This window comes from Mycobacterium sp. SMC-8 (genome assembly GCF_025263565.1).
Classification (GTDB): Bacteria; Actinomycetota; Actinomycetes; order Mycobacteriales; family Mycobacteriaceae; genus Mycobacterium.
In genome coordinates, this window is the sequence record NZ_CP079865.1 from 3134954 (window position 1) to 3159447 (window position 24494).

Genomic DNA, 24494 nt, shown 5'->3' on the forward strand with positions numbered 1-24494 from the left:
GGTTACGGGCCCGCCCCAGAAAGGAGGATTAACGGGCCCGTCGATATGTGCAGGGCGTCACAGTCCGTTACCGTCGGTGTGTGAGCACGTTTCTGTCCAGGTTCGACGATTCCCTCAATCGCATGCTCGAGCGGTGTGCGCGGGAAGCCGGGGAAGACGTCGACGCCTACGTCGCCCGCGCCGTGGGGGCGCAGATGGTGGCCGACCTGACGCGCGCCGAGGACCCGGTGACCAAGGATCTGTTGGTGCGCCTCTCCCAGGCAGGCGTGTTCGCGTCGGACGCGATGCCGGATGTCTCGGCCGCCGTGCACGACCCGGAGCGGCTGCGGGCGCTGTATGACACCGGGCTGCTCGACTCGCCGCCCGAGGCGACCTACGACCGAATCACTCGCGCTGCAGCCGACGCGCTGGACGCGCCGTTCGCCGCGGTGTCTTTGATCGACGTGGACCGGCAATTTTTCAAGAGCTCGGTCGGGATGGGCGGCGTGGCCGCCGAGGAAAGGCAGACGCCGCTCGAAGACTCGGTGTGTCAGTACGCCGTGGCAAACAACGTGCCGCTGATCCTCGAGGATGCAAGGACGGATCCTGTGTTCAAGCACCATCCGGTGGTGCAAGCCGGTGCCGTGATCGCCTACCTGGGGATTCCGCTGGCCGACCGCGCCGGACACGCGATCGGCACACTGTGCGTGTTCGACAACAGGCCACGCCTGTGGGGCACTGGCCATGTGCAGATCATGACCGACCTCGCGCAGATCGTCGCCGAGCGGGCGTTCGCTCCCGAACCCGACCGACACCGCTGATTCGCAGGGTCACAGCAACGTTTCATCCTATTGCTGTGATTCCCACATTGGCAAAGTCGGATGCCACGCGTTCGAATTCACTGCGTCTACTCCTCAGCACACTTAGAGTGGGGTTCAACGGATCGCTTTTTCGGGGGACTGAACACGTGCAACCAGGCGTGAAGACTGCGAGTCGTGAGCGCGCTGACGGGGCTGCCGCTCCGCGGCCGGATGTGTCGGAAGAGGCCGTACGGCACGAACCCTCCGAGCTGTCCGGATGGGTGATGCGGCTGCGCACAGACCCGTGGTACTCGGTACTCACGGTGGGGCTCGACATCCTGGCTGCGTCGTGCGCGGTGCTGCTGGGGCAGTGGGCGGTCGACGGCGATGTGACCGCACGCAACATCGCGCTGTACTCGTGGGTGTTCGTTCCGCTGCTGCTCATCGTGCTCGCGTCACGGTCGCTCTATCGACGGAACCTCAACAGGAGCTTTTTCGACGACTTCGAACCGATCGAGACGTCGGTCGCGGTGTCGACGTTGACCGCGATGGCGCTCGTGATCGTGTTGGTGCCACCGTTGGCGGCCAACGAGCCGGCGGGTGCGTACGTTCGCCCCAGCGAATTATTCGTCAAGATATGGGTGTTCGCCGCCGTTCTCGCGCCGTTGCTGCGCCTGGTGCGGGCGATGGTTCAGCGGTACTACCGCCGCAAGTACCACACGGCGGCTCCGGCGCTGATCATCGGTTCCGGGCCGATCGCCCACCAGCTCATCACCCGCATGCGGCAGGTGGCCGATTACGGTCTGCGCCCGGTCGGCGTGCTCGACGGGCAGCGTCCGACGGATGCCGAACTGCTCGACGTGCCGTATTTCGGCCCACCTGACAGCGTCGACATCGCGGCGCGCGCCACCCGCGCCGAAGAGCTGATCGTGGCACCGAGCGCGCTGCCCGAGGAGGAGTTGACCCGCGCGGTGAAAGCGGCGCAGGGACTCGGTCTGCAGGTGCGCGTGGTGCCGCGGGTGATGGATGCCGTCAGCGTCGGCTCCTTCATCGAACACCTCGGCGGTATCCCGTTGATGATCCTGAGCCACACCGACCCCAAGGGGTGGCACTTCGCGGTCAAACACGCCTCAGACCGGGTGGTCGCCGCCTTCGGGCTGCTGCTCATCTCGCCGCTGTTCCTGACTCTCGCGATGCTGGTCAAACTCAGCTCTCCGGGCCCGATCTTCTTCGGCCAGGATCGGGTAGGCCGCGACGGCAAGGTGTTTCAGTGCCTGAAGTTCCGCAGCATGCGCCCGGCCGATCCCACCGCCGCCGCGTTCACGCTGAGGGACGGCGCCGCGCCGGGTGGAGTGGAAGGTGAGGACCGGCGCACCTGGATCGGCAAGATCATGCGCAAGACATCGCTGGACGAACTGCCGCAGTTGGTCAACGTGCTGCGCGGCGACATGAGTCTGGTAGGCCCTCGCCCCGAACGCCCGGAATTCGTCGAATTGTTCGAGATGCAGATCCGGCGCTACGGCGAACGGCACCGGGTGAGGGCCGGCATCACCGGCTGGGCGCAGGTGCACGGCCTGCGCGGCCAGACCTCCATCGCCGACCGCGCGGAGTTCGACAATTACTACATCGAGAACTGGTCGGTGCGGCTGGATTTGAGAATCATGCTGTTGACCGTGCTCGCCGTGTTGCGTCCTACCGAGGACTGAGCCGGCTTTCTGTGTGCCACCCGGCGTAGGCGGCCGACGTGGCGAGAGTCAGCCGGCCCGCCGTGACCGGCGGCCGGCGCTTCCTCGGCGCCACCGGCCGCGGTGTCGGTGGTCTCGGCGGCAGCCAGATCCGGTTCCGGCTCCGACGAGTTCGTCGTCGGAGAAATCTCGGTCTGCGTCCGCGATCTCGGTGCTCGGCCCCTCTGTTGACTGCGGTGCGGTAGTTGTCACAGGTTCTTGGACATCGTTAGCTGTGGTGTCGTCGTCCTGGTCAGTACGACGACGCTGTCTTCAGGTGTCTCCGCGGCCTCTTGATCGTCGACCTCCGCATCCACCGCACCCAGGATGCATCGTCAGCGTTCTGCTCTTCGCTGATGTCACCGCACCCGGTGTTCTACGCAACGTCGTGGGCCGTGGCGGCGTTCGACGTCGCGTCGGGCGCATCCGGTGTCGTACGGTCAGCTGACGGCCTCTGCCACGTACCGGGATCTGCTACTGCGACAACAGGAATCGACAACAACGCCGTTCCGATCGCCAGCGCCACAGCGAGCGCACCGACGCGGCCGCGATGATCGGAATTCCGCACGATCCCCCGGGTTCGGCAAACTTCACCTCGGCGGCACTTCGGTTCCTGTGCCGGAAACATGCTTTTGCCGCCGAGTATTTCGCAATACGGAAAGCGCGGGCATCGCCGTTGTTGTTTGCTGCGGTAGCCCGTTCAGGCGCCTGGTACCGGGATGGCGTCCGGGTTAGCCGGCCACGCGTTTGGGCTGATGCCTGACCGTGAGTTGGCCTGCGGCGGGCCTGGTTCTCGAAACCGTCGCGGACGGTTGTAAGTTCAGTTACCTTTGCTGCGGGGTGATCAGCAGTTTGGGGGGAGTTTGTCGCCATGAAACCCGCGCACGTGGGGTTGATACCGGACGGTCTGCGGCGGTGGGCCGACGCGAACGGCGCGACGCTGGCCGACGCGTACCGGCTCGGCGCGCAGAAGGTTGTCGAAATCCTGCTCGTACTGCAACGCAACCTCGTGCAGACCGTCACCGTCTACAACCTCAGCCGGGCCAACTTGGGGCGGCCCGGGCATGAGCTGGACGGCGTGTACGCCGCGTCGGCGTTCTTCTTCGCCGCGCTGCTGCCGAAACACTTCGATCCCGCCGTCGTCGGCGTCCACATCCACGGCGACCTCACCCTGTTGCCACCTGAACTGGCCGCGGCGGCGCGCGCCGCCGAAACCGCCATGACCGGCGACGCCTTCCGCATCAACATCCTGCTCGCCTACGACGCCGCCGAGGAGCTACGTGCCGCCCATCAGCGCGCCGTCCGCGAAGGCTGTGACATCACCGAGGCGTTCTCCATCGGTGAGGTCGACCTCGTCATCCGCACCACCGCCGAGCCGCTGCTCAGCGGATTCCTGCCGCTGCAGAGCCAGTACGCCCAGCTGCGGTTCCTCGACACCCCGCTCAACGAACTGACCGCGCACCACATCGACGACCTCGTCGACGAGTACCGGCAGTTCCCGCAACGGCGCGGAAAGTAACCGGCGATGGCGACCACGAATCCGATCATCATCGGCGCCGGGCCCGCCGGGCTCACCGCCGGGCTGGAACTGGTCAACAGGGGAGTCACCCCGCGGCTCTACGAAACGTCGGCCCACCTCGGTGGGCTCGCGCGCACCCCGACCGACGGCGACTGGCGCATCGACCCCGGCGGGCACCGGTTCTTCACCCGCAACGAGGACATCCTCGATCTGTGGAAATCGCTGCTGCCCCACGATGAGTGGCTCGCAGTCGGCCGGCGCTCGGCGATGCTGGTCAGCGGGCACTACGTCCGGTACCCACTGCTCGGACGAGACCTGTTGACCCAGATGGGGTATCGGCGCGGCGCCCGCGGCCTGAGCAGCCTGCTGTGGTCAAGGCTGCGGCGCAACTTCCGCATCAACGACCGCCCGTCGGAGAACTTCCGACAATGGGGCATCGGGGAATTCGGTCGCCACTGGTATGAGATGTTCTTCGACGGCTACGTCCGCAAGACCTGGCTCACCGAACCCGAAGAGCTGACCAGCGACTGGGCCAACCAGCGCATCAAGCCGATCGGCTGGCGGCGCGGCCACGACTCGGATCCCGCCTCGCAGGACGTCTTCCGCTACCCCCGGCTCGGGCCCGGCCAGCTCTGGGAGGCAGCCGCGGCGGCACTGACCGCCAACGGCGCCGCCCCGGTGCTCAACGCCCCGGTCACCGGGCTCCGCCACGACGGAGCCAGCTGGACCGTGCGACTGGCCAACGGGGACACCGCAACCGGCGACACCGTGTTCTCCAGCATGCCGCTGCGGCTGCTCATCGACGCGCTGGAACCCGCACCGCCCAAGCACATTCGCGCCGTCGCCGCCGCGCTGCGGCACCGGTCGCTGATCACCGTCGCCGTCGCGCTCAGGCAGCACCACGACATCCCGTTCAACTGGGTGTACACCCCCGGCAAGAACTTCCACGCCGGCCGCATCCAGAACTACCGCCGCTGGTCGGCCGATCTGACCCCGGCCGACTTCGCCGGTACCTTCCTCGGCTTCGAATACTTCATCGCCCCCGGCGGCGATCTGTGGAACGCCGACGACGCGCACCTGACCGATCTGGTCCAGAAGGATTTGCGCGCACTCGGCGTCGGGGACGCCGGCATCGAGAAGGTGATGATCGTGCGTTCGCAGTTCGCCTACCCGATCTACGACCCGGCCCGCGACCGCAGCGTCGTGCGGATCCGCGAATACCTGCGGCGGCAGCATCCGTCGCTGTATCCGATAGGGCGCAACGGAATGCACCATTACGACAATCAGGACCACGCCATGCTCAGTGCGCTGCGCAGCGTCGCCCAGTGCTTCGGCGAGAACGTCGACCCGTGGCAGGTCAACACCGACATCGGCTACCACGAGAGCGGTCTGCTACGGAACTGAGGAGGTCAGACCGGGCTCACGTCGCCGTAGGTCGCTGAGCGCCACTGCGGCTGCGCTTCGCCCCCATGCCACCAGGAGGCGTGGAGGGACCAGTTCTGCGGTCCGTAAGGACCGCCCTGAACCACGATGTGTGAGTCGGTGGCGTCGCGATCGCTGACATAGGTGATGGTGCCGACGTAGACGTTGCTGCCGGCAATGCCGTCCTGCGGATTGCCGCCACCGAGTTCCACTGCCCACCAGGTGCTTCCGACGTGATCGTCCATTGTGACAACGGTCTCGGTGATGTCGACGTCGAACACCTGCAGCAGTCGCACCCCATACCCTCCGCCGGCGCCCCGCGCGGGCAGGTGCGCGGTGATCGTGGTGAAGGACGCGTCTTTGACGCGGAAGAGCTCGACGGCCGCGCTGTCGGCACCCGACGACGACACGTCGCCAAACTGCACCCCGGCGATGTCCTGGATCAGAATCCGGCCAGGTCCCTCGAGGCTCATACCGTCAATCGTCAGATTCGACGAGGGGAGGTCGGCGGCGCTAAGGTGGCTGCGCATCTGCGCCGCCCCCAACAGGTTGATGTCGGCCTTATGAGCGGAGACCAGGCGGAGGCCGTCGATCACCGCGTTCTGCAGCGATGCCAGCAGGATTCCGCCGTTGCCGCCGAGATTCGGTCCATCGTCGTCGCCGGCGGTCTCGGCGTAGATGTTTCGCAACGTGACGCCGGCGAATTTGCTCGTCATCGCGGCCGGTGTCTCCACCGCCAACGACCAGTTCTTTGCCCCGTGGATCGTCACGTCACTGATGACCACGCCGGAGAAGTTCCACCATTTGGCGTCTTCAGTGCCGTCGATGTTGTTCGTCGCCAGGACCACGCCGGTTTGGACGTCGACGATCGTGACGTCGGAGATCCGAATATCGCGCGACGCCAGACTCGTCCAGTCGCCAACGTGGGATGCCTTGGCCGAGTTGACATGGAAACCGAACTCCTTGTCGGTGACGGTGACATCGCTGATGGTGATGTCGTATCCGCCCTGCACGCGGAACCCGTTGGCGCGACCGCCGGTGACCGTGATGTCGCTTGCTACCGAGCCGCCGTTGTTCCATTCGCCGAGGACGCCGAGGTTGAACGGGCCGTCGGTCGGGCCGTACGTCCACGGCTGGCTTTCGTGGTAGTAGGTGACGAATGCGAGGCCGTCGTCGCCGGTGTTCTGTGCGACCAGGCCGTTGACCGTCGCCCGCCGGCTCGCATTGAAATGCAGTCCGTCAGCCAGGGTTCCGATGGCGGTCATGTTCGTCACCGTCACGTCGGAGGCGCCCATCACCACGACCCCGGACTGCGGCGTGTTCACGATGCGTGCGTTGACGATGGAGACGTACTCGACCTTGCCGGTGGAGCCGGTCCATACCGGCGGCGGTGCGGTATCGGACGGCCACCCGAGTATGGAGATTCCGTCTCCCAAGCTGCGCGCCGACGGCCGGGTGACCCACTCGATGGTCGGGTTGAGGATGGCCACGTGAGATGCCGCGCCTTCGACACGCAGGCCGTGGCTGGTGCCGTGCCCGTTGGTTGCCAGATTGTCCATGAGCAGCTTGGCGCCGGGGCCGAACTCCACGGTGACATTCGACAGTCCCTTGAGCAGGATCGCGGCGTTGCCGGCCGGGTGCTGCTGGGCGAACCGGTATTGTCCCTCCGGAAAGTACAGGCGCGCACTGGAAGTCAGGGCCGCCTCGGCGGCCTTGATGGCAGCCGAGTCATCGGTGACGCCATCACCGACCGCGCCGAAATCTCTGACGTTGATCGTGGTGCCCGTTTGGGACGTGGTCTGCCACACCATCGTGGACCCCGTCGAGGCGGCCGCTGCGTCGAGCCGACGGGCGCACGCCAGCAGCGCCAACGCGATGGGCGAGTCGGCGTGGCGACGTTCGTCTGTGATCCCCAGCGCGCCAAGCAGTTTGGTCATGAACCCGACGGTCTTGTTCATCGGGGCGGCAGCGTCCTCAGCAGTGAGTTGAGTGATGTTGGTGTGCGGCACGTGGTCATCGAGTTGTGCAGTCGGCTCGGCAGTGGAGACGGCGCCACCGACGCCGGAAGCCTCCGGCAGCTCAGCAGTGAGGTCGTCGACGTCGCTCGCTTCCGGCGCCGCGATCTGTTCGGTTCCGGCGTCCCCGGTGTGAGTGCCGTCCGCATGGGTGGGCGGCTGGAACGTGTCCGAGGCGCTGCTGTCGACGACGGGGGAGGACTTGCCGCCGTCCGCGTCAGCGCCGTGGTCGGCATCGCTCGCCTCGCCCTCGGTGATGTCGGGATCCGCACCGTCGGCCCAGCCGGCATCTGACTCGTCATCGACGCCGTTATCCGTGTCGACGTCGTCGATGCCGGTGTCATCCGCGACGTCGGTATCGGGTTCATCCTCGGCTTCGCCGTCGGGATCGTCTTCGGCCCCACCGTGGTCGGCCGGAGATGCTTCAGGAACTGTCGATGTGCCGGCCGCGTTCGAGGCCGTACTGCCGATCGAGGATTCAACGGCCGACGATTCGGCTCCGGCGGCCGCGTGGCCGGTGCTCATAGCCAGCCCGATGCCTGCAACGATAACCACGCCACACGCTTGGCAAACCCTGTTTTTCATCGCGGGCGACCCCCCCATCAATTTTCGCTCGCGTCATGGAGTCATGATTATGGCAGCTAATACCCCATTCGCCAACCCGGCGCCGGCCGAGTCTACTCAGGTTGGCAGCTCGCATATAGCAAAGTCGTATGCCATCGGCCGCGTAAGCCGCTCGTATGCCGTGGATCTCGCTACAGCAAGCTGACCCCGGTTGGTTTTCGAGTTCACCAGAAAGGAGATGGGGAGGTCGATCATGGCCTAGAGCAAGGGGATTGCGGAGGTGCGATTTTTGCTGGAACTAGCGCTTAAAGAGCGACGCGAGCCAACGGGCGATGTCGGGCCGAAATCGCAGGCACTCGCACATTCCGCAATCCGAGCCGGGGCGAAAGTGCTCGTGAGCGGAGCGCTCACTGGTGCACCATCCTTGTGTCGGTGATCTTGGATGGATTGCCGATGCACCCGAGGTGCCGCTGATCTATCGCCCTGCTCGCTCGACACATTCGATGTCCAGCATGAGTTCTGCGGAGGCCAGTGGTTACCCGGGGCGCGTTGACCGTCGACAGGGCTATGCGCCACCGAGCGCCGCTCAGTGAGCGAACCGGCAGTCGTGCCCCGGAACCTGCACATAAGGGTGCCTCCCCACTGGGCTTAGCAGCGAGGAGGCTGTCATGAAGTCTGCCCGAAATACCCTGCCAACGGAACCCACCAATGGGCTCACCTGTGGAATCGACTGGGCCCGCGATGATCACGCGGTCTCGATCGTCGATGCCAAAGGCCGCGAGATCACCCGCAAAACGATCGGTCACCACGCCGTTGGGCTGCGTGATCTGCTCACCACACTGCAGCGCGTCGGTGTCGGAGAAGTCGCCATCGAACGCCCCGACGGTCCGGTTGTAGATGCCCTGCTCGAGGCCGGGATCACCGTCGTGGTGATCAGTCCCAACCAGGTGAAGAACCTGCGCGGGCGCTACGGATCGGCCGGCAACAAAGACGACCGCTTCGACGCGTTCGTCCTGGCCGACACCTTGCGCACCGACCGGACCCGGCTGCGGCCCCTGCAGCCCGACAGCCCGGCCACCGTCGCCCTGCGTCAGACCTGTCGAGCCCGCAAAAATCTGGTCGCTCACCGCGTGGCGATCGCCAACCAGCTGCGGGCTCATCTGATGATCGTCTTTCCCGGCGCGATCGGGCTGTTCGCCGATATCGACTCGCCGATCAGCCTGGCCTTTTTGGCCCGCTTTGACTGCCAGGACCGCGCCGACTGGCTCTCGGTCACCCGGATGGCCAACTGGCTGGCCAGCGTTGGCTACAGCGGCCGCACCCACGCCAGTGAACTGCACCGACGACTCACCGCCGCGCCTCGCGGCGCCACCGGTATCGACGGTGCCACCATCACCGCGACCTTCGTCGAGGTGTTGAGCACTGTGAGCGCCCAGATCAAAACCCTCGACCAGAGCATCGCCGAGCAACTCGACGCTCACGCCGATGCTCATATCTTCACCAGCCTGCCCCGCTCGGGCACCTTCCGTGCCGCCCGACTGCTCGCCGAAATGGGCGACTGCCGCGCACGGTTCCCCACCCCCGAATCGCTGGCGTGCCTGGCCGGAGTCGCCCCCTCCACCCGCCAGTCCGGGAAAGTCAAACACGTCGGATTCCGCTGGGCTGCAGACAAACAACTCCGCGACGCCGTATGCGATTTCGCCGGTGACAGTCGTCGAGCCAACCCCTGGGCTGCCGATCTCTACAACCGCGCCCGAGCCCGCGGACACGACCACCCCCACGCCGTGCGCATCCTCGCCCGCGCCTGGCTCTACATCCTCTGGCACTGCTGGCACGACGAAGTCGCCTACGATCCCACCCAACACAGGGCCCTCCAAAAGCTGATCAACCAGGATCAACCCAGGGCGGCTTGACACAGGGCAACTCATGCCCGCACCTGCAATCCACGAGGGAGAACTTACGCCGTCCACCACCGATCCCGGGGTAGCCACACGAAAGGCCGCCGAGTTCGCCGAACCCCAGTACAGTGCTGCCGTGGGTTACCCGGAGAACGTGCTGGCCAAGGACGAACACGTCGTCCTGCATCGCCACCCGCACTGGGGGCGGTTGACCATCCCCGCGCTCGTCCTGATCGTTGCGTCGGCGGCCGCCGCGTTCGTGGCCGGCTACGTCAACACCCTCGACTGGGAGTCGAACGCGAAGAACATCGTGTTCGCCGTCATCGCAGCGATCTGGCTGATTCTCATCGGGTGGCTGTCGATGTGGCCGTTCCTGAACTGGTGGACCACCCACTTCGTCATCACCGACCGCCGGGTGATGTACCGCCACGGGCTGATCACCCGCTCCGGCATCGACATCCCGCTGGCGCGGATCAACAGCGTCGAGTTCCGGCACGGCCTTGTCGACCGGATCTTCCGCACCGGCACGCTGATCATCGAATCCGCCGCCCAGGACCCGCTGGAATTCCAGGACATCCCGCGCGTCGAGCACGTCCATTCGCTGCTCTACCACGAGGTTTTCGACACCCTCGGCACCGAGGAGTCCCCAAGCTGACCCGGGCTCCGACGGTCGGCCTCGGCCGACCTCGAGTCAGCAGGAGGGTGAGCCGAACCAACCGCCCACGTTGTATCTGGCGTAGTCGAACGGGATGTTCCAGATTGCGCTCACCCCGCCGTACCGGTCGGTGAAGCGTTTCGCTTCCGACGGGCTCATTTGGTCGGCATTCTTGTGGAACATGCACTGTGCCCGGAAGTTGAGGAATTTCTCGGATTCCTCGTTACTCAAAGGCAAGACGATCGAGATGATGGCCTTGCCGATCTCGATCGCGGCGGCGGCCGGCTTCGGCAGGATTGCGGTCACGACGTCGGCGATACCTGTGACGATCCGTGGCAGATCCCCTCTTGTGACGCCTTCCATGATCGATGTCACGCCGTCATTCAGCGCCTTGAAGCGCAGCAAGCCATCGAACCGCCATACCGTCGGAAAGCTGTTCAGCTTCTCGACCATCCGGTCGAGGACCTGGACGATCGCACCCACCGTGGCGAGACCCCGCCATGTGTCCTCGAAGTTCGGATCGCCGACGGTCGTGCTGACGGCATACAGGGTGGCGGCGCCGTTGCTCTTGCTGTCGGCGAGGTAGATGAAGCGTCCGTCGCGACTGAGGGTCATCTCGGACGGTCGTCCCTCGAAATCGACCCGATCGACGATGGCGTGACTGCGGGCATCGATCACCGACATCAGATAACCACCGGCGGTATATGACGTCGTGTAGATATACCTGCCACTCGCGCCGACAACAATGTCGACCATCCCGAGCGCCTGAGGATCGGCCGATCCTCGGATCGTGGTCACGATGGTGTTGTTGGTCGCGTTGATGATGGCTATCGCCGCATCGGTGCCAAGAGCTGAGCTACTCGTTGCGACGTACACCTGCTTGCCATCGCGGCTGATGGCCACTGCGCGCGACGACCCGGGCAGCGGCACCTCGGTGACCGCACCGGTGGACAGATTCACCACCGAAAGCGACTTGCCGGTGGGGGAATCGTCCCGCGCGATGTAGGCCCGGTTCCCGTGTACCTCGACAGCGGTGGCGTCATGCAGGTACGCGCCCACGTCGACCGTCCGCTTCAGGGTGCCCGTGCGCGTATCGACGACACCCATCTTCCCGTTGTGCGAGAAGACGTACGCCGTGCGGCCGTCGGAGCTGAGAGTGACATTGGCCAGATAATTGCCCACCGACACCGGGAAGGTCCTCAGGACCTTCCGCGTGCCGGCGTCGATGACGGTCATGGTGCCGCTCATCCCGTTCGGCCGGTTCGGCCGGTAGTTCACCGTCACGATGTAATTGCCGGCCGCCGCGACGTCGTCGACCTCGTCAGGAACCGAAAGTCGGATGACCTTGTCGGATTGAGTGTCGACGATGTCAATGGCGTTGCCTGTTGCGACGTACACGTATCGGCCGCCGGGACTTGTCGTCGTGCCGCCAGCCGTACCGGTGAGTTGGTAGCTGTCGACGATGGCGACTTTCGGGGCCTCGAACGGTGGCACTGCTGCCGCCATCACGAAGTGATCGGGCGCGGACTGATCCGGCGGGCTCGCCGGCGTTTCCGCGGTGGGTGCCGCCCTGTCGGCTTTGGCGGACGGGTTGGGAGGAAGCGCGGAAGACAGCACGGAGACGGGGACGAGCGCATTCAGCGGGGCATCGCCTGTGGATGGCGCATCGTCGGCTACTGCGGTGCCCACGGCCGCCGTCGTGAACTCGATCGCGGCCGGTGCAGCTTGCGGCGGCTGCGGGGGAGGGGCCGAACGGTGGGCCCCTTCGTCGACGCTGCTGATGTCGGTGCCGGCCACGCCGGTGACCGGATCCAGGTCCGCCTCGTCCCCGTCGTCGTCACTGTCCTGGGTGGCCGAGTTGTCTTCGACGCGAGTAGCTTTCGACTCGACGCCGTTCTCCTCGCTGCCACGCTCGGAGAAGTCGGTGTCGGATTCTGCGTCCGAGTCGGCGGAGTCATCGGTTCGCGCCGGATGCAGTGTCCGCTGCCTTGTGTCGGCAGCCTCGCGCTGAGAGGCGTCCGAAGCCCGTGAGGATGACTGCGAGTCATTCGCCGACGATGCAGAGGCGTTGGTCGATGACTCCGAGCCGGCGTCGGCCTGCGCAACACCGGGGGCCGCGGCCAGTGCCGCACCCACTCCCAACGTGACAGCACCAGCGCCCAGCCATGTGGATATGTGCTGGCCATTGCGCTTCGCGCGATGACGTCCGCGAGTCTTGCGCCGCCTCGCAGAACCGGAAACCCCCGCCGATGCCCCCACGATTCCCCCTCAGTTCGTTTTGTTAGCTAGCTTCGCACCTTCACGTCCGGTTGCCCGTCGATTCCGCGACGAGTCAGACGTTTGACCGACACCGCGCGGTGGATCCGCCGACTGCCGGGTTCTGGTGGTATCAAGCGGGCTCGTGGCGAGGAATCTCTGACGACGATCAGGCGGCGATGTCCCGGCGTTGAAATCCGGCGACACCGGCCAGAGTCATCAACCCGGCGATCACCACAAATGTTGCGAGAAACCACCAGTCGGGTGGTTCGGCCGGGGTGGCGGCGATGTGGACGAACGGTGAGAAGGTCGACACCCACGACGGGGCGCCGATGCTGTCGGCGATGACGTTGAGCAGGAATCCGCCGACCACGGGCACCGCACCGACCGCAGTCACCGCACCCGGCGCCCAGCCGACCGCTAACACCGCAGCGCCGAGCGCCAGCCAGGCCACCGGCACGGTGTTCAACGTACCGGCGACGGAGACGAGTAGGCCCAACCGCGCTCCGGTCAACGTCGCTCCGATGCTCATCGCCACCGCGGCGACTAGCCCGGATTTTTCGTCGAGGGTGATGGCAGTCGTGCGTTGAGATGCGATTGCGTCGCGAATCCGGTTGTGTGGTTCTGGGTATGGCGGGGTGGTCCCGTGTCGCCGGGTGGTGCGGGCTTTCCCAGTGCCGGTGGGTCTTTCGTGGTCGGTGGGTCAGGGGGCTTCGGTCATCGGAAGGCGGTGCGGATGGCTTGCCAGGCGGCCGCGATCTGGGCGGCCCAGCGCCAGGTGGCGTCGATACGTAGTCGGGTTCGGCGGGCGCCGCGGGTGATCCGGGCGGCCACGTGCAGGACCCGGTAGCGGAAGGTGGCGATCTCGGCGCGAGCCAGACCGGTGTGCTCACGGAATCCCAGAAGTCGGCACCAGGTGACCAGGTCGGCTGCGGCCAGGACGATTTCGAGCCAGGCGGCGTTGGGCCAGAAACCGTGGCACGGCAGATTCCGCAGTCCGGCGGCTTTGAGATCGCGGATGCGGTCCTCGACGCGAGCATGTTGGCGATGCCGTAACTCCAGGCCCGCGACCTGTCCAGGGACAATGCCGGGTTCGGTGTCGGTGATGAACGCGGTGACGCGCATGCCGTCGGCGTCGGTGAACCGCAGTTGTGCACCGGGGTGGGGGCGTTCTTTACGCAGGATCAACCGTGTCCCAGGCGGCCAGGAGTCCAGGTTGACCAAGGTGGTGGCCTCGGCGACCCAGGCGCCGTCGCGGATCCCGCCTTCGGTGTCGACTGCTGGGTACCAGCCGTCGGCGAGGTTGAGGGTGTCGACGGCATCTTGGACGCGGGTATCGACGGGATAGCCGAAGGAGAATCCCACCCCCTGATCGCGGCAGGCGTCGGCGAATTTGTGGGTGGCTCCGGCGGTGTCGCAGCGCACCAGAACTCTCGGCTGGTCGGGATCATCGCCAGCACTGGGGTCGGGTCGCCATCGTGGCGGCAACGCTGCCAGCGCCTGCGCCAGGACGATGATGTGGTCGGAGGCGGTGTTGGAGCCGGCGTTGCCGGTGCGCAGCAGCCCGGCCAGGGCTTCGCCGCCGGCGATCTCGGAGCGATCCAGAAACGCCAGCAGCGGGTGATGGCCGAAGGTCTTCTTCCACGTCGGCGTGGCGCCGTGCTTGTTGTCGGAGTGATCGATGACCAGGGTGGCGTCGATGTCGATGTGCAGCCACTCGCCGGCAGTTGGGGCGGCGCCGGCAGCCCACGCTGCTGCTCGCGCCGCGGACCGGGCTGCTCGCACGGCAGGCAGGTGGGCGGCGTCGATGCGCTGATCCACCAGCCGCCACATGGTGGTCGTGGAGGCTTTCGCGCCGAAGGCGTGTTCACGGTCGCCGCAGAGTTGGCCCACGGCGTCGATGCAGTCTGCGCCGTCGGCGACCGCGGCGGCCAGATCGGCGAACACCTCGCCGGGCGCGTACACCCACGGGCCGCGGTAGGTGTCGGCCAACGCGGCAGTGACCTGCGTCGATAGCCCGGTTCGGTCGGCGAGTTCCCGCAACATCGCCATCCCGGCATGCGACACGACGCCCTGGCCGTCGGCGGACACTTTGACCCTCGATGCGGCCGCGATATTCTTCACCTGCGAGGTGCCTTCCCGCTGGAACGATTGAACCCTAGAGAAGTCCAATTATTCCTTGCAGGACAGGCACTTTCGCGTATCTACACCCCATCGAACGCAAACTTCCGCGAAAAATCCGGGCTAGGGCGTGTCTGCTTAATGTGAACGATGTTGTGCCTGATGCTGTTTAAGTGTTACGGACTGATGTGATTTCTGATGACTTGTGGTCGGTGATTGAGCCGGTACTGCCTTCGGGTCGACGGCGCGGGCGGCCGTGGAACGATCATCGGGTGACGCTGGAAGGAATTATCTGGCGTTACCGGACTGGATCTCCGTGGCGCGATCTGCCCGCGCAGTTCGGCGCCTGGCAGTCGGTGGCTGAACGTCACCTGCGGTGGTCCACCGACGGCACCTACGCGCAGATCTTCGCAGCGATCTCCCGTGACATCGATGTCGATGACGCTGACGCTGAGCTGGTCGAACTGCTGCTGGCGGTGGATTCGACCAGCGTGCGTGTACATCAGCATGCCGCTGGTGCCCGCCCTGGTCGCCACACAGGGGGATCTGTCGAATTACAACAAACACCCCGATGAGCCCGATGACCATGCCATCGGCCGTTCACGCGGCGGGCTGACAACGAAGATCCACGCGCTGGCCGATCAACGCTGCAGCGCGGTCACCATGGCACTGTCGCCGGGGCAAGCCGGCGACAACCCGATGCTGTGGCCACTGCTGACTGCCCATCAGGGCCCAAAGTTTCGGCTACTCGCCGATAAGGCGTACTCCCATGACTCGACCCGAGCCCGACTGCGCCAGCTCAAAATCGCCCACACCATTCCCGAGCGCAGCGACCAGATCGCCCGCCGAAAGAGCCGGGGAAGCAAAGGCGGACGGCCACCGGCGTTCTCCGGGCGAATCTATAAGCACCGCAACACCGTCGAGCGATCCTTCAACCGCTTCAAGCACTGGCGAGGTATCGCCACCCGATACGACAAATACGCGCTGAGCTACCTCGGGGGCGTCACCCTAGCTGCGATCATCATCTATCACCGCGTCCGCAATTAACAGACACTACCTAGATGCAGCGTCACGACGCCGACCGCGGTCACCAGGATCTCGCAGCCGAGGACCGACGTTCGGGAGACTGGTCCGGCCAGCACCGGAGTCCAGCGTTGTGCACGCTCGTCGGCCACCCACGCGGCCAACCGGGTCGCCGCATAGAGGCCGGTGGGTATCGCGAGCAGACTGAACAACGCCGCGGCGAAGCCGGAGGCGGTGTGCAAGCCGGCGAAACCGGCCGCGGACGCCAACTCGGCGAACCGGGGATTCTGGTCGAAGAAGTCGAGGATCGACGCGATCAGCGCACCCAAGATGAGGAAGTAGACGCCGATTCCGACCGCCCAGCCGACCACCGGCCGCACGGCCCGGCGACTGGTGAACGCCAAAACCGAACCGAGCAGCCACATTCGCGGCGCCCGACGGCTGCGGGGGCCGATCCATCCGGCGCCGAGGTCACGGCGGTGGGCGGCTGCCACCGCAGCGGCGGTCACCGCCACGGCGTAGGCGGCGAGCGCCACCAACGGCATCGGGTCGTTGTCGGCATACGGTGCGACACGCCCCATCAGCCCGAAGGGGCTCATCCACGCCGTGAACGCCAGCACGCTGACGCCGTCAGACAGCATGCGTAGCAACAGCGCCGCGACCAGGACCCCGACGGCGGCACCGGCCGCCGTCGGCCGGTTTCCGACGTCCGTTCGCGCGTAAGCTGCATGCACGGTGTGCCGGGAAGTCTGGTCGGCAGCACGCGGAGGCGACTAGCCGGGCGTGTTCATGGGATTGTCGATACAGCTGAGGTATGCACTTGTCAGGCAGCCGGTCTCGAAGGTGCGCGGTGTTTCGCCGGCATCCCGTGCCCACGGTGTCGACAAATGCCGGCATGAGCGATCGAGGTGTGCGGTGAGCGGACCCAGGCGCTTGATTTGCGCGATCACCCACCCAGGACAACCGCGGGCGGCCGTACCCCCCTCCATGGCCGCCCGCGGCTGAAAACCGACAGGCCGGTCGCCGCAGCCCACGCCGGCCGGCGAAGAGTTCGGCACAATGTCCGGAGATGGTGGGGTCAGCTGATCTTCGGGGGTGGTGCGCGTGATCCGGCGTCGGCACCTGCTGATTCCCGCAGCGACGGCCGCGCTGGTGCTGCTGCTGGTCTTCAACGGCGCCAGCGGCACGTTGCTGTTCGCGCATGCACCACGCGATCCGCTGGCGCGCGCCGACGCGATCGTGGTGCTCGGCGGGGAACACGACGGCCGCGAGGCCTACGGGCTGCGACTGGCCGAGCAGGGCTATGCGCCGACCGTGCTGCTGTCGAACCCGTACCACGCCAAAGACAAGGTGATGCGCAAAGCCTGCGCGCCGCGCACCGACATCCAAGTGATTTGCCGAAAGCCCGCGCCGGCCACCACCCGCGGCGAAGCGCGCATGGCCCGCGACCTCGCCGACGCCTACGGCTGGCACAAGATCGTCGTCGTCAGCTGGCGCTACCACCTGCCGCGCGCCCGACGCATCTTCGACCAGTGCTTCACCACGCCGACGCGCAGCGTGATCATGCGCGACGTGCCCCGCGAGTATCCGTTCTCGGTGGCGCAGTGGCAGTACACCTACCTCTACCAGTACGGCGGATGGGTGAAAGCCGAACTGATCGGCTGTTAACGCAACTTCACGTACAACGTCGTACCGGCCCGCAGCGCCAGGTACCCGGCCAACGCGAACGTCGCCCCGACCGCGCAGTGCACCGCCAACCGACGGGTGACCCGCCACGCCGTCGCCGCGATCGCGTCCCCGCCCAGCCACAGCGGCCGCGCCAGGCTCACCATGACCATGCTCGCCGCCGAGCCGAGCACCCCGACACCGACCAGCGCGGTCAACGCCTCGGACCGCTCCTGGACGCCGAACGCCCCCAGCAACGCGCACACCACCGCCGTCACCGCCAGCGGCCTGCGCCGCCCGACCAGCGCCAACGCGGTGCCCGCGGCGCCGCCGAGCGCGACCAGCACCCACGTCACCGCGTCACCGCCCGCCTGGCCAGCAGGCCCAGCAGCAGTCCGCCGAGCGCGGCGGCCGGGGTCAGGGTCAGAAACGCGATCGACAACAGCGCCGGCTGGCTGACCGTCAGCACCGCGTAGGCGCTCAGACTGGCCGCGCCGGCGCACACACCCAGCACGAAACTCAGCACCGGCCCGGTCGCACCGCGGGCCACCACGAAGGTCGCGACGGTGAACGCCACCCCGACCGTGAGCGTCGTCGACACCAGCAGCTGATGCGGTTGCGGCCACGTGTCCGCGGCGGCATATCTGATCAGCGCGCCGACCGCGCCACCCGGGACCAGGGCCCACGGCAGCGCTTGGGAGCGGTGGTGTTGACCCGGCACAAGTTGAGGCTATGTCTGAATTGTCGTCCCGGCCGCGCCGGACTACGAGGTCTTCGACACCCGGGGCTCGGACGGATCCACCTGACGCTGCATCCAGCGGCGACGGCTGGGCCGCATCGGGGTGACGTTGCCGGCGGTGTCGGGATGCTCGGGGTGGCGCAGCTCGTACTCATCTTCGAGCGCCTCGGCCAGGCCGCCGCCGGTCAGCGTGGACTCCAGCGCCTTCTCCGGGTTGCGGGCGAACTCGTCGGGGAACACGTAGCGGCGGAACGCCCAGAACCGGAACGCCATCTGCAGCAGGTTGCCGATGATGTAGGCCGACACGAAGTCGGCGATGTTCTCCGTCATCAGCGACACCATCGGCGCGCGCAGCATGAACACGTAGCTGGAGATCCACAGCGGGGCCATGCTCAACAGCACGCCCACGCCGCTGACCCCGAAGAACAGCAGCGCCTCGTGATGACGCTCCCGGCCGCCCCGGTCGCGGAAACTCCATTCGCGGTTCAGGATGTAAGAAGCGATCACCGCGACGATGCCGGCGATGATCTTCGCCGTCACCGGCTTGGGCTCCAGGATCGTCAACTTCAGCGTGAAGAAGATCGCCGAATCGATGACGAACGTGGTCGCACCGACGATGGCAAACTTGATCAGCTCGTGGTGCCGTTCGGCGTAGGGACGGATCGGCCCCGGAAGGCGGCGGATCGTCGCATCGGCAAAGGACACAAGGAGCCAGTTTACGTAAGCGGCTGCCCAGATGCCGCATCGCGGCGTAACCGCAGGTCAATGCTGTGGCGCCGGTCATGACAACATATACGCCGTGTCACGAACTTCCGCTTCTCCACCCGTCGTAGCAATGATCGGCGGCGGCCAACTCGCCCGGATGACGGCCCAGGCCGCAATCGCGCTCGGTCAGACGCTGCGTGTGCTGGCGGTCCGCAGCGATGAATCCGCGGCCCAGGTCACCCCCGACGTCGTCCTCGGCTCGCACACCGACCTCGCCGCGCTGCAGCGCGTCGCCGAGGGGGCCACCGCGTTCACGTTCGACCACGAACACGTGCCCCCGGACCTGCTGGAGAAGTTGGTGGCCGACGGGGTGAACGTGCTGCCGCCGCCGTCGGCGCTGGTGCACGCGCAGGACAAGCTGCTGATGCGCCGGCGGCTCTCCGAGCTCGGCGCCCCGGTGCCGCGCTTCTCCGCGGTGTCCTCGGTCGAGGACGCGGTGGCGTTCGCCGACGAGGTGGGCGGGCCCATCGTCATCAAGACCGTGCGCGGCGGATACGACGGGCGCGGGGTGATCATGCCGGCGTCGGTGAGCGAGGTTCGGGAGGTCGTCGCGCAGTATCTGGCCGACGGCGTCCCGGTGATGATCGAGGAGCGGGTGCAGATGCGCCGCGAGCTGGCCGCGTTGGTGGCCCGCTCACCGTTCGGGCAGGGCGCGGCGTGGCCGGTGGTCGAGACCGTGCAGCGCGACGGCATCTGTGTGACCGTGTTGGCCCCGGCGCCCGGACTCTCCGAGGAATTGGGCTCTGCCGCTTCGGAATTGGCGTTGTCGATAGCGTCGGCGCTCGGGGTCGTCGGGGTGCTGGCCGTCGAGTTGTTCGAGACCGTGTCCGGGGAGCTGATGGTCAACGAGCTCGCGATGCGGCCGCACAACTCCGGACACTGGACCATGGACGGCGCGCGCACCTCGCAGTTCGAGCAGCATCTGCGCGCGGTGCTCGACTACCCGCTGGGCGACACCGCGGCGCTGGCGCCGACTGTGATGGGCAACGTGCTGGGAGCTCCGCAGACACCGGCGATGTCGATGGACGAGCGCGTGCACCACCTGTTCGCGCGGATGCCCGACGCGAAGGTGCATCTCTACGGCAAGGAGGAGCGGCCCGGCCGCAAGATCGGGCACGTCAACATCGTCGGCGGCACCGAGCCGGTGGAGTCCCTGCGAGAGCGTGCCGAGCGGGCGGCACACTGGTTGTCGCACGCAGAGTGGACCGACGGATGGGATCCTCACGCATGAGCTCTCCACGGGTGGGCTTGATCATGGGCAGCGACAGCGACTGGCCCGTGATGTCCGAAGCAGCTACGGCGCTGGCCGATTTCGAGGTGCCGTTCGAGGTCGGCGTGGTCTCGGCGCACCGCACGCCGGGCCGCATGCTGACCTACGCGGCCGACGCGGCCGGGCGGGGCCTTGAGGTGATCATCGCCGGCGCCGGCGGTGCGGCGCACCTGCCGGGCATGGTCGCCTCGGCGACACCGCTGCCGGTGATCGGGGTGCCGGTGCCCTTGGCACGCCTGGACGGGATGGACTCGCTGCTGTCGATCGTTCAGATGCCGGCCGGGGTGCCGGTGGCGACGGTGTCGATCGGCGGGGCCCGCAATGCCGGGCTGTTGGCGGTGCGGATCCTCGGGGCCTCGGATGTCGGGCTGCGCGAACGCATGGCGGCGTTTCAGGCGTCGCTGGAGCAGATGGTGTTGCAGAAGGATGAGGCACTGCGGCAGAAGCTGCTGGGGGACTAGGGTTCTCCTCCGCCGAAATCGCATTCCACGCGCGTCAAGTTGAGTTTTGGCCGCGTGGAATGCGATTTCGGCGGGGTGGGGGTCAGGAGTAGCCGAGGGCGTGGTTCTCGGAGGTGATGCGCACCCTCAGGATCGCGGCGTTGGCGAGGCTGAACACCACGGCCGTCCACCACGCCGAATGCACCAGCGGCAGCGCGGCGACCTCCACCGCCACCGCGGTGTAGTTGGGGTGGTGCAGAAACCGGTACGGGCCCCGGCGCACCAGCGGGGCACCGGGGATCACGATCAGCCGTGGATTCCAGTGCCTGCCCAGCGTCGCGACGCACCACCACCGCGTCGCCGTGCTCGCCACCACCAGCGCCACCATCGGCCAGCCCAGCCACGGAAGAAACGGCCGGCGCTGGGTGGCGACCTCGACGAGGCACGAAACCAGAAGCAGCGCATGCATGCTCACCATGGCGGGATAGTGGCCACGGCCGAACTCCTTGCCGCCCTGGGCAAAGGACCAGCGCGCGTTGCGCCGTGCGACGACCAGCTCGATGAGCCGTTCGGCGCCGATCAGCAGGATGAACAGGGTGTAGATCATCGTCGGCTACCAGCTCAGCAGCAGAAGTTCGAAACTGAAGCCCGGTCCCATCGCCAGCATCACGCCGAACGAGCCGCGCGGCGGCGGCGTCTGCAGGGTGCGGGCCAGCACGTCGAGCACCGACGCCGAGGAGATGTTGCCGTGCTCGCGCATGGAGTTCCAGCTGTGCCGCAACGCGTTCTGCGGCGGCCGGACCGCGTCGTCGATCGCGTCGAGGACCTTCGGTCCGCCGTGATGGCACACCCACGTGGCGATGTCGGCCGCGGTCAGGCCGTGCTCGGCGAGGAACTCGTCCACCTCACCGGCGAGGTGGTTCTGCGCCATCGCCGGAACCTCGCGCGACATCACCAGCTGGAAGCCGGTCGAGCCGACGTTCCAGCCCATCACGTCGACGGTGTCGGGTAACAACCGGCTGCGGGTGGCCACGATCCGTGGACCCGGCTCCGGCGTCGACGGACTGCGTTGTGCGCCAGCGGAAACCACGGCGGCGGCGCCGTCGCCGAACAGGCAGAGCCCGATCAGTGCCGGGATGGAGGTGTCGTTGCGCTGCAACGTCAGTGAGCACAGCTCGACCGACAGCAGCACCGCCACGTGGTCGGGGTAGCCGCGCAGATAGTCGTGCGCCCGGGCCAGGCCCGCGGCGCCGGCGACGCAGCCCAGCCCGAAGATCGGAATTCGTTTGACGTCGGGCCGCAGGCCCAGCCGGGCGGCGATGCGTGCGTCGACGGTGGGGACGGCGATCCCAGTGCTCGAGACGGTGACGATCGCGTCGACCTCGGTCGGGTCGAGGTGGGCGTCGGCCAGCGCTCGGGCGACGGCCTGCTCACCGAGCTCGGCGGCCACCTCCAGGTAGGCGGTGTTGGCCTCGGTGAACCCGGTCAGGGTGGGGTAGCGGTGCAGCGGCAGGGCCAGGTTGCGGTGCTCGACGCCGCTGGTGCGGGCGAAGCGGGTGAACTTCGGGTCGGTGAACTCGCTGAGCGCTTCGACCACCTCGTCCTGGGCGTAGCGGCGCGCGGTGAACGCCGTCGCCGTCCCCGCGATGTGCGGGGCACCCGGGAATCGGGAGCGGATCGGTTCGGTCGGAGCGAGAAATGAGGTATCGGTCATGCGGGTCTGAACGCCGTCCGCTCTCCCGGTTAGTTCGGAAATCGGGGCGACACAGCAGCTTGTGAGGTGATTCGAAGCAACGGGTCAGCTCGGGGAACGTCCGCCGAAATCGCATTCCACGCGGGAATTGGGCGCAAAAAGGCGCGCTACCCGCAGTCTGGGCGAAGGGCGTGACATCGCTCACAGAGCGATGTTCGGGGGTCGTTTTACGACGCCCGCAGCACCACAGCCGGCTCGGCCACCTGGACCGGCGAGCCGGCGTGAACATGGCCCGTCTGCGCCGCGTGCATGCCCGCGTCGACGACGGCGGAAGCACGCAGCCAGCGCGGAGTAGCGTTCCAACCACACTCACAATGCGCGGTACGGCGGAAGGCGGGGCCCTCGATGTACACCTGCATGTCGACGAAAGTACCCACCGACACTGAGAGCGAACCAATCCCCGGGCTGAGCTTTACCTGAGAGGCGACTTCGCCCCGACGCGCGAGCACGCTAAAGTTACTGGCGAGTAGCAAGGAGATGATGATGGCTAGTTGGGCCGGAGACCCGTCGTTCGATCTGTTCCAGTTGCCGGAGGAACACCAAGAGCTGCGCTCGGCGATCCGGGCGCTGGCGGAGAAGGAGATCGCTCCGCACGCCGCCGACGTCGACGAGAACGCGCGCTTTCCGCAGGAGGCGCTCGACGCGCTCGTCGCATCGGGATTCAACGCGGTGCACGTCCCCGAGGAGTTCGGCGGGCAGGGCGCTGACTCGGTGGCGGCGTGCATCGTCATCGAGGAGGTCGCCCGGGTGGACGCGTCGGCGTCGCTGATCCCGGCGGTCAACAAGCTCGGCACCATGGGATTGATCCTGCGCGGTTCCGACGAGCTGAAGAAGAAGGTGCTGCCGTCGATCGCCTCGGGCGAGGCGATGGCGTCCTACGCGCTGTCCGAGCGTGAGGCCGGCAGCGACGCCGCCGGAATGCGCACCCGCGCCAAGGCCGACGGCGACGACTGGATCCTCAACGGCGCCAAGGCGTGGATCACCAATGGTGGCGAGTCGTCCTGGTACACCGTGATGGCGGTGACCGACCCCGACAAGGGTGCCAACGGCATCTCGGCGTTCATGGTCCACATCGACGACGAGGGATTCACGATCGGACCCAAGGAGCGAAAGCTCGGCATCAAGGGGTCGCCGACCACCGAACTGTACTTCGAGAACTGCCGCATCCCCGGCGACCGGATCATCGGTGAACCCGGCACCGGCTTCAAGACCGCGCTTGCGACGCTGGACCACACCCGCCCGACCATCGGTGCGCAGGCCGTCGGCATCGCGCAGGGCGCGCTCGACGCGGCGCTCGACTACGTGAAGGACCGCAAGCAGTTCGGCAAGTCGATCAGCGAATTCCAGGCGGTGCAGTTCATGCTCGCCGACATGGCGATGAAGGTCGAGGCCGCTCGGCTGATGGTGTACTCGGCCGCGGCGCGTGCCGAACGCGGCGAGGGCAACCTCGGCTTCATCTCCGCGGCGTCGAAGTGCCTGGCGTCGGATGTCGCGATGGAGGTGACCACCGATGCGGTGCAGCTGTTCGGCGGCGCCGGCTACACGGTGGACTTCCCGGTCGAGCGGATGATGCGCGACGCCAAGATCACCCAGATCTACGAGGGCACCAACCAGATTCAACGCGTGGTGATGAGCCGCGCCCTGCTCAAGTGAGCTTGCCGCGGAATAGCGTTCCTGGTCGCGACTTCTGAGCGATCGCAGCCAGGAACGCTATTTCGCGGGGGTAGCGCCAGCGTTGGTATCTGAGGTGCCGCCTCGCGAGAGCGCCTTCACGGTAGTGCTCCGCACGTCGGAGCTACCGTGAAGGCGGTCTCGCGAACTGTTTGTAGCGGCTAAGGGTCACGGCTATTCGACGTCGACCTGCGTGAGCACGTTGATCGCGGCTT

The 24494-nt window shown here is 66.8% G+C and carries 21 protein-coding genes and 1 pseudogene; 11 read left to right on the top strand and 11 right to left on the bottom strand.

Annotation, left to right across the window (positions count from 1 at the left end; genetic code table 11):
• Positions 1 to 92 precede the first annotated feature (92 nt).
• The 4 genes from KXD97_RS15235 to KXD97_RS15250 all read left to right on the top strand — a co-directional run bounded on the left by KXD97_RS15235 (position 93) and on the right by KXD97_RS15250 (position 5426).
• Positions 93 to 800, top strand: coding sequence for a GAF domain-containing protein (locus KXD97_RS15235; RefSeq protein WP_396885419.1), 708 nt, complete (start codon positions 93 to 95; stop codon positions 798 to 800).
• Between the two features lie 263 nt (positions 801 to 1063).
• Entirely contained in the window at positions 1064 to 2485 is a 1422-nt protein-coding gene (locus tag KXD97_RS15240) for a sugar transferase (protein ID WP_396885422.1), read from the top strand.
• Positions 2486 to 3374: 889 nt separating this feature from the next.
• Entirely contained in the window at positions 3375 to 4022 is a 648-nt protein-coding gene (locus tag KXD97_RS15245; protein WP_260757685.1) for an undecaprenyl diphosphate synthase family protein, read from the top strand.
• Positions 4023 to 4028: 6 nt separating this feature from the next.
• On the top strand, positions 4029 to 5426 hold the full coding sequence (locus tag KXD97_RS15250) for an NAD(P)/FAD-dependent oxidoreductase (RefSeq protein WP_260757686.1): 1398 nt from the start codon (positions 4029 to 4031) through the stop codon (positions 5424 to 5426).
• 5 nt (positions 5427 to 5431) lie between these two features.
• Here KXD97_RS15250 and KXD97_RS15255 read toward each other — a convergent pair whose 3' ends face one another.
• Positions 5432 to 7984 (bottom strand): glycosyl hydrolase family 28-related protein, encoded by a 2553-nt coding sequence (locus KXD97_RS15255; protein ID WP_260757687.1) that lies wholly within the window; start codon positions 7982 to 7984, stop codon positions 5432 to 5434.
• Positions 7985 to 8691: 707 nt separating this feature from the next.
• Here KXD97_RS15255 and KXD97_RS15260 point away from each other — a divergent pair.
• Entirely contained in the window at positions 8692 to 9936 is a 1245-nt protein-coding gene (locus KXD97_RS15260; protein WP_260751312.1) for an IS110 family transposase, read from the top strand.
• Positions 9937 to 10057: 121 nt separating this feature from the next.
• Positions 10058 to 10576, top strand: a complete 519-nt coding sequence (locus KXD97_RS15265; protein WP_260757984.1) for a PH domain-containing protein — start codon at positions 10058 to 10060, stop codon at positions 10574 to 10576.
• Between the two features lie 36 nt (positions 10577 to 10612).
• Here the strand turns inward: KXD97_RS15265 and KXD97_RS15270 are convergent, their stop codons facing one another.
• The 3 genes from KXD97_RS15270 to KXD97_RS15280 form a co-directional block, all read right to left on the bottom strand.
• Positions 10613 to 12373 carry a YncE family protein gene (locus KXD97_RS15270; protein ID WP_260757688.1) on the bottom strand — a complete coding sequence of 587 codons (1761 nt, stop codon included), beginning with the start codon at positions 12371 to 12373 and terminating at the stop codon, positions 10613 to 10615.
• 628 nt (positions 12374 to 13001) lie between these two features.
• A complete protein-coding gene (locus KXD97_RS15275; RefSeq protein WP_260757689.1) occupies positions 13002 to 13364 on the bottom strand; it encodes a hypothetical protein in 363 nt (120 codons plus the stop codon).
• 185 nt (positions 13365 to 13549) lie between these two features.
• Positions 13550 to 14956 (bottom strand): IS1380 family transposase, encoded by a 1407-nt coding sequence (locus KXD97_RS15280; protein WP_260757690.1) that lies wholly within the window; start codon positions 14954 to 14956, stop codon positions 13550 to 13552.
• 170 nt (positions 14957 to 15126) lie between these two features.
• On the opposite strand from KXD97_RS15280, the pseudogene KXD97_RS15285 reads away from it, so the two are divergent.
• Positions 15127 to 16000, top strand: a pseudogene (locus KXD97_RS15285) (IS5 family transposase).
• Here KXD97_RS15285 and KXD97_RS15290 read toward each other — a convergent pair.
• Complete coding sequence (locus KXD97_RS15290) at positions 15997 to 16710, bottom strand: hypothetical protein (protein ID WP_260757691.1); 714 nt, start codon at positions 16708 to 16710, stop codon at positions 15997 to 15999. The pseudogene KXD97_RS15285 and the gene KXD97_RS15290 sit on opposite strands and share 4 nt — an antisense overlap.
• A gap of 373 nt (positions 16711 to 17083) precedes the next feature.
• Between KXD97_RS15290 and KXD97_RS15295 the strand changes: the two genes are divergently transcribed.
• Positions 17084 to 17644, top strand: coding sequence for a YdcF family protein (locus KXD97_RS15295; RefSeq protein ID WP_396885424.1), 561 nt, complete (start codon positions 17084 to 17086; stop codon positions 17642 to 17644).
• On the opposite strand, the gene KXD97_RS15300 is transcribed toward KXD97_RS15295, so the two are convergent.
• Genes KXD97_RS15300 through KXD97_RS15310 form a run of 3 tightly spaced genes read right to left on the bottom strand, consistent with a single transcriptional unit; the run spans position 17641 to position 19085 of the window.
• Positions 17641 to 17997 (bottom strand): hypothetical protein, encoded by a 357-nt coding sequence (locus KXD97_RS15300; protein ID WP_260757692.1) that lies wholly within the window; start codon positions 17995 to 17997, stop codon positions 17641 to 17643. The genes KXD97_RS15295 and KXD97_RS15300 overlap by 4 nt on opposite strands.
• Positions 17994 to 18362, bottom strand: coding sequence for a chromosome condensation protein CrcB (locus KXD97_RS15305; RefSeq protein ID WP_260757693.1), 369 nt, complete (start codon positions 18360 to 18362; stop codon positions 17994 to 17996). The genes KXD97_RS15300 and KXD97_RS15305 overlap by 4 nt, the downstream gene beginning before the upstream one ends.
• Positions 18363 to 18404: 42 nt before the next feature.
• The gene (locus tag KXD97_RS15310; protein WP_260757694.1) at positions 18405 to 19085 is read right to left on the bottom strand and encodes a GtrA family protein; all 681 of its coding nucleotides are present in this window, start codon (positions 19083 to 19085) and stop codon (positions 18405 to 18407) included.
• A 130-nt stretch (positions 19086 to 19215) separates the two neighbouring features.
• On the opposite strand from KXD97_RS15310, the gene KXD97_RS15315 reads away from it, so the two are divergent.
• Together KXD97_RS15315 and purE are read left to right on the top strand one after the other, a co-directional pair.
• Positions 19216 to 20376 (top strand): 5-(carboxyamino)imidazole ribonucleotide synthase, encoded by a 1161-nt coding sequence (locus KXD97_RS15315; RefSeq protein WP_260757986.1) that lies wholly within the window; start codon positions 19216 to 19218, stop codon positions 20374 to 20376.
• Positions 20373 to 20876: a 5-(carboxyamino)imidazole ribonucleotide mutase gene (gene purE / locus KXD97_RS15320; RefSeq protein WP_260757695.1), complete on the top strand. Its 504-nt coding sequence runs from the start codon at positions 20373 to 20375 to the stop codon at positions 20874 to 20876. The genes KXD97_RS15315 and purE overlap by 4 nt, the downstream gene beginning before the upstream one ends.
• An 82-nt stretch (positions 20877 to 20958) precedes the next feature.
• Here purE and KXD97_RS15325 read toward each other — a convergent pair whose 3' ends face one another.
• The 3 genes from KXD97_RS15325 to KXD97_RS15335 all read right to left on the bottom strand — a co-directional run bounded on the left by KXD97_RS15325 (position 20959) and on the right by KXD97_RS15335 (position 22967).
• On the bottom strand, positions 20959 to 21459 hold the full coding sequence (locus KXD97_RS15325) for an isoprenylcysteine carboxyl methyltransferase family protein (RefSeq protein WP_260757987.1): 501 nt from the start codon (positions 21457 to 21459) through the stop codon (positions 20959 to 20961).
• A gap of 9 nt (positions 21460 to 21468) precedes the next feature.
• Complete coding sequence (locus KXD97_RS15330) at positions 21469 to 22569, bottom strand: type III polyketide synthase (RefSeq protein ID WP_260757696.1); 1101 nt, start codon at positions 22567 to 22569, stop codon at positions 21469 to 21471.
• Positions 22570 to 22775: 206 nt separating this feature from the next.
• Positions 22776 to 22967: a hypothetical protein gene (locus KXD97_RS15335; RefSeq protein ID WP_260757697.1), complete on the bottom strand. Its 192-nt coding sequence runs from the start codon at positions 22965 to 22967 to the stop codon at positions 22776 to 22778.
• 124 nt (positions 22968 to 23091) lie between these two features.
• Between KXD97_RS15335 and KXD97_RS15340 the strand changes: the two genes are divergently transcribed.
• Positions 23092 to 24261: an acyl-CoA dehydrogenase gene (locus KXD97_RS15340; protein WP_260757698.1), complete on the top strand. Its 1170-nt coding sequence runs from the start codon at positions 23092 to 23094 to the stop codon at positions 24259 to 24261.
• The last annotated feature ends 233 nt before the right edge of the window (positions 24262 to 24494 follow it).

Coding starts and splice junctions, on each gene's coding strand:
- KXD97_RS15240 (WP_396885422.1), top strand. CDS start 1,064: ATGCGGCTGCGCACAGACCCGTGGTACTCGGTACTCACGGTGGGGCTC.
- KXD97_RS15245 (WP_260757685.1), top strand. CDS start 3,375: ATGAAACCCGCGCACGTGGGGTTGATACCGGACGGTCTGCGGCGGTGG.
- KXD97_RS15250 (WP_260757686.1), top strand. CDS start 4,029: ATGGCGACCACGAATCCGATCATCATCGGCGCCGGGCCCGCCGGGCTC.
- KXD97_RS15255 (WP_260757687.1), bottom strand. CDS start 7,984: ATGAGCACCGGCCACGCGGCCGCCGGAGCCGAATCGTCGGCCGTTGAA.
- KXD97_RS15260 (WP_260751312.1), top strand. CDS start 8,692: ATGAAGTCTGCCCGAAATACCCTGCCAACGGAACCCACCAATGGGCTC.
- KXD97_RS15275 (WP_260757689.1), bottom strand. CDS start 13,364: ATGAGCATCGGAGCGACGTTGACCGGAGCGCGGTTGGGCCTACTCGTC.
- KXD97_RS15315 (WP_260757986.1), top strand. CDS start 19,216: ATGATCGGCGGCGGCCAACTCGCCCGGATGACGGCCCAGGCCGCAATC.
- purE (WP_260757695.1), top strand. CDS start 20,373: ATGAGCTCTCCACGGGTGGGCTTGATCATGGGCAGCGACAGCGACTGG.
- KXD97_RS15330 (WP_260757696.1), bottom strand. CDS start 22,569: ATGACCGATACCTCATTTCTCGCTCCGACCGAACCGATCCGCTCCCGA.
- KXD97_RS15335 (WP_260757697.1), bottom strand. CDS start 22,967: ATGCAGGTGTACATCGAGGGCCCCGCCTTCCGCCGTACCGCGCATTGT.
- KXD97_RS15340 (WP_260757698.1), top strand. CDS start 23,092: ATGGCTAGTTGGGCCGGAGACCCGTCGTTCGATCTGTTCCAGTTGCCG.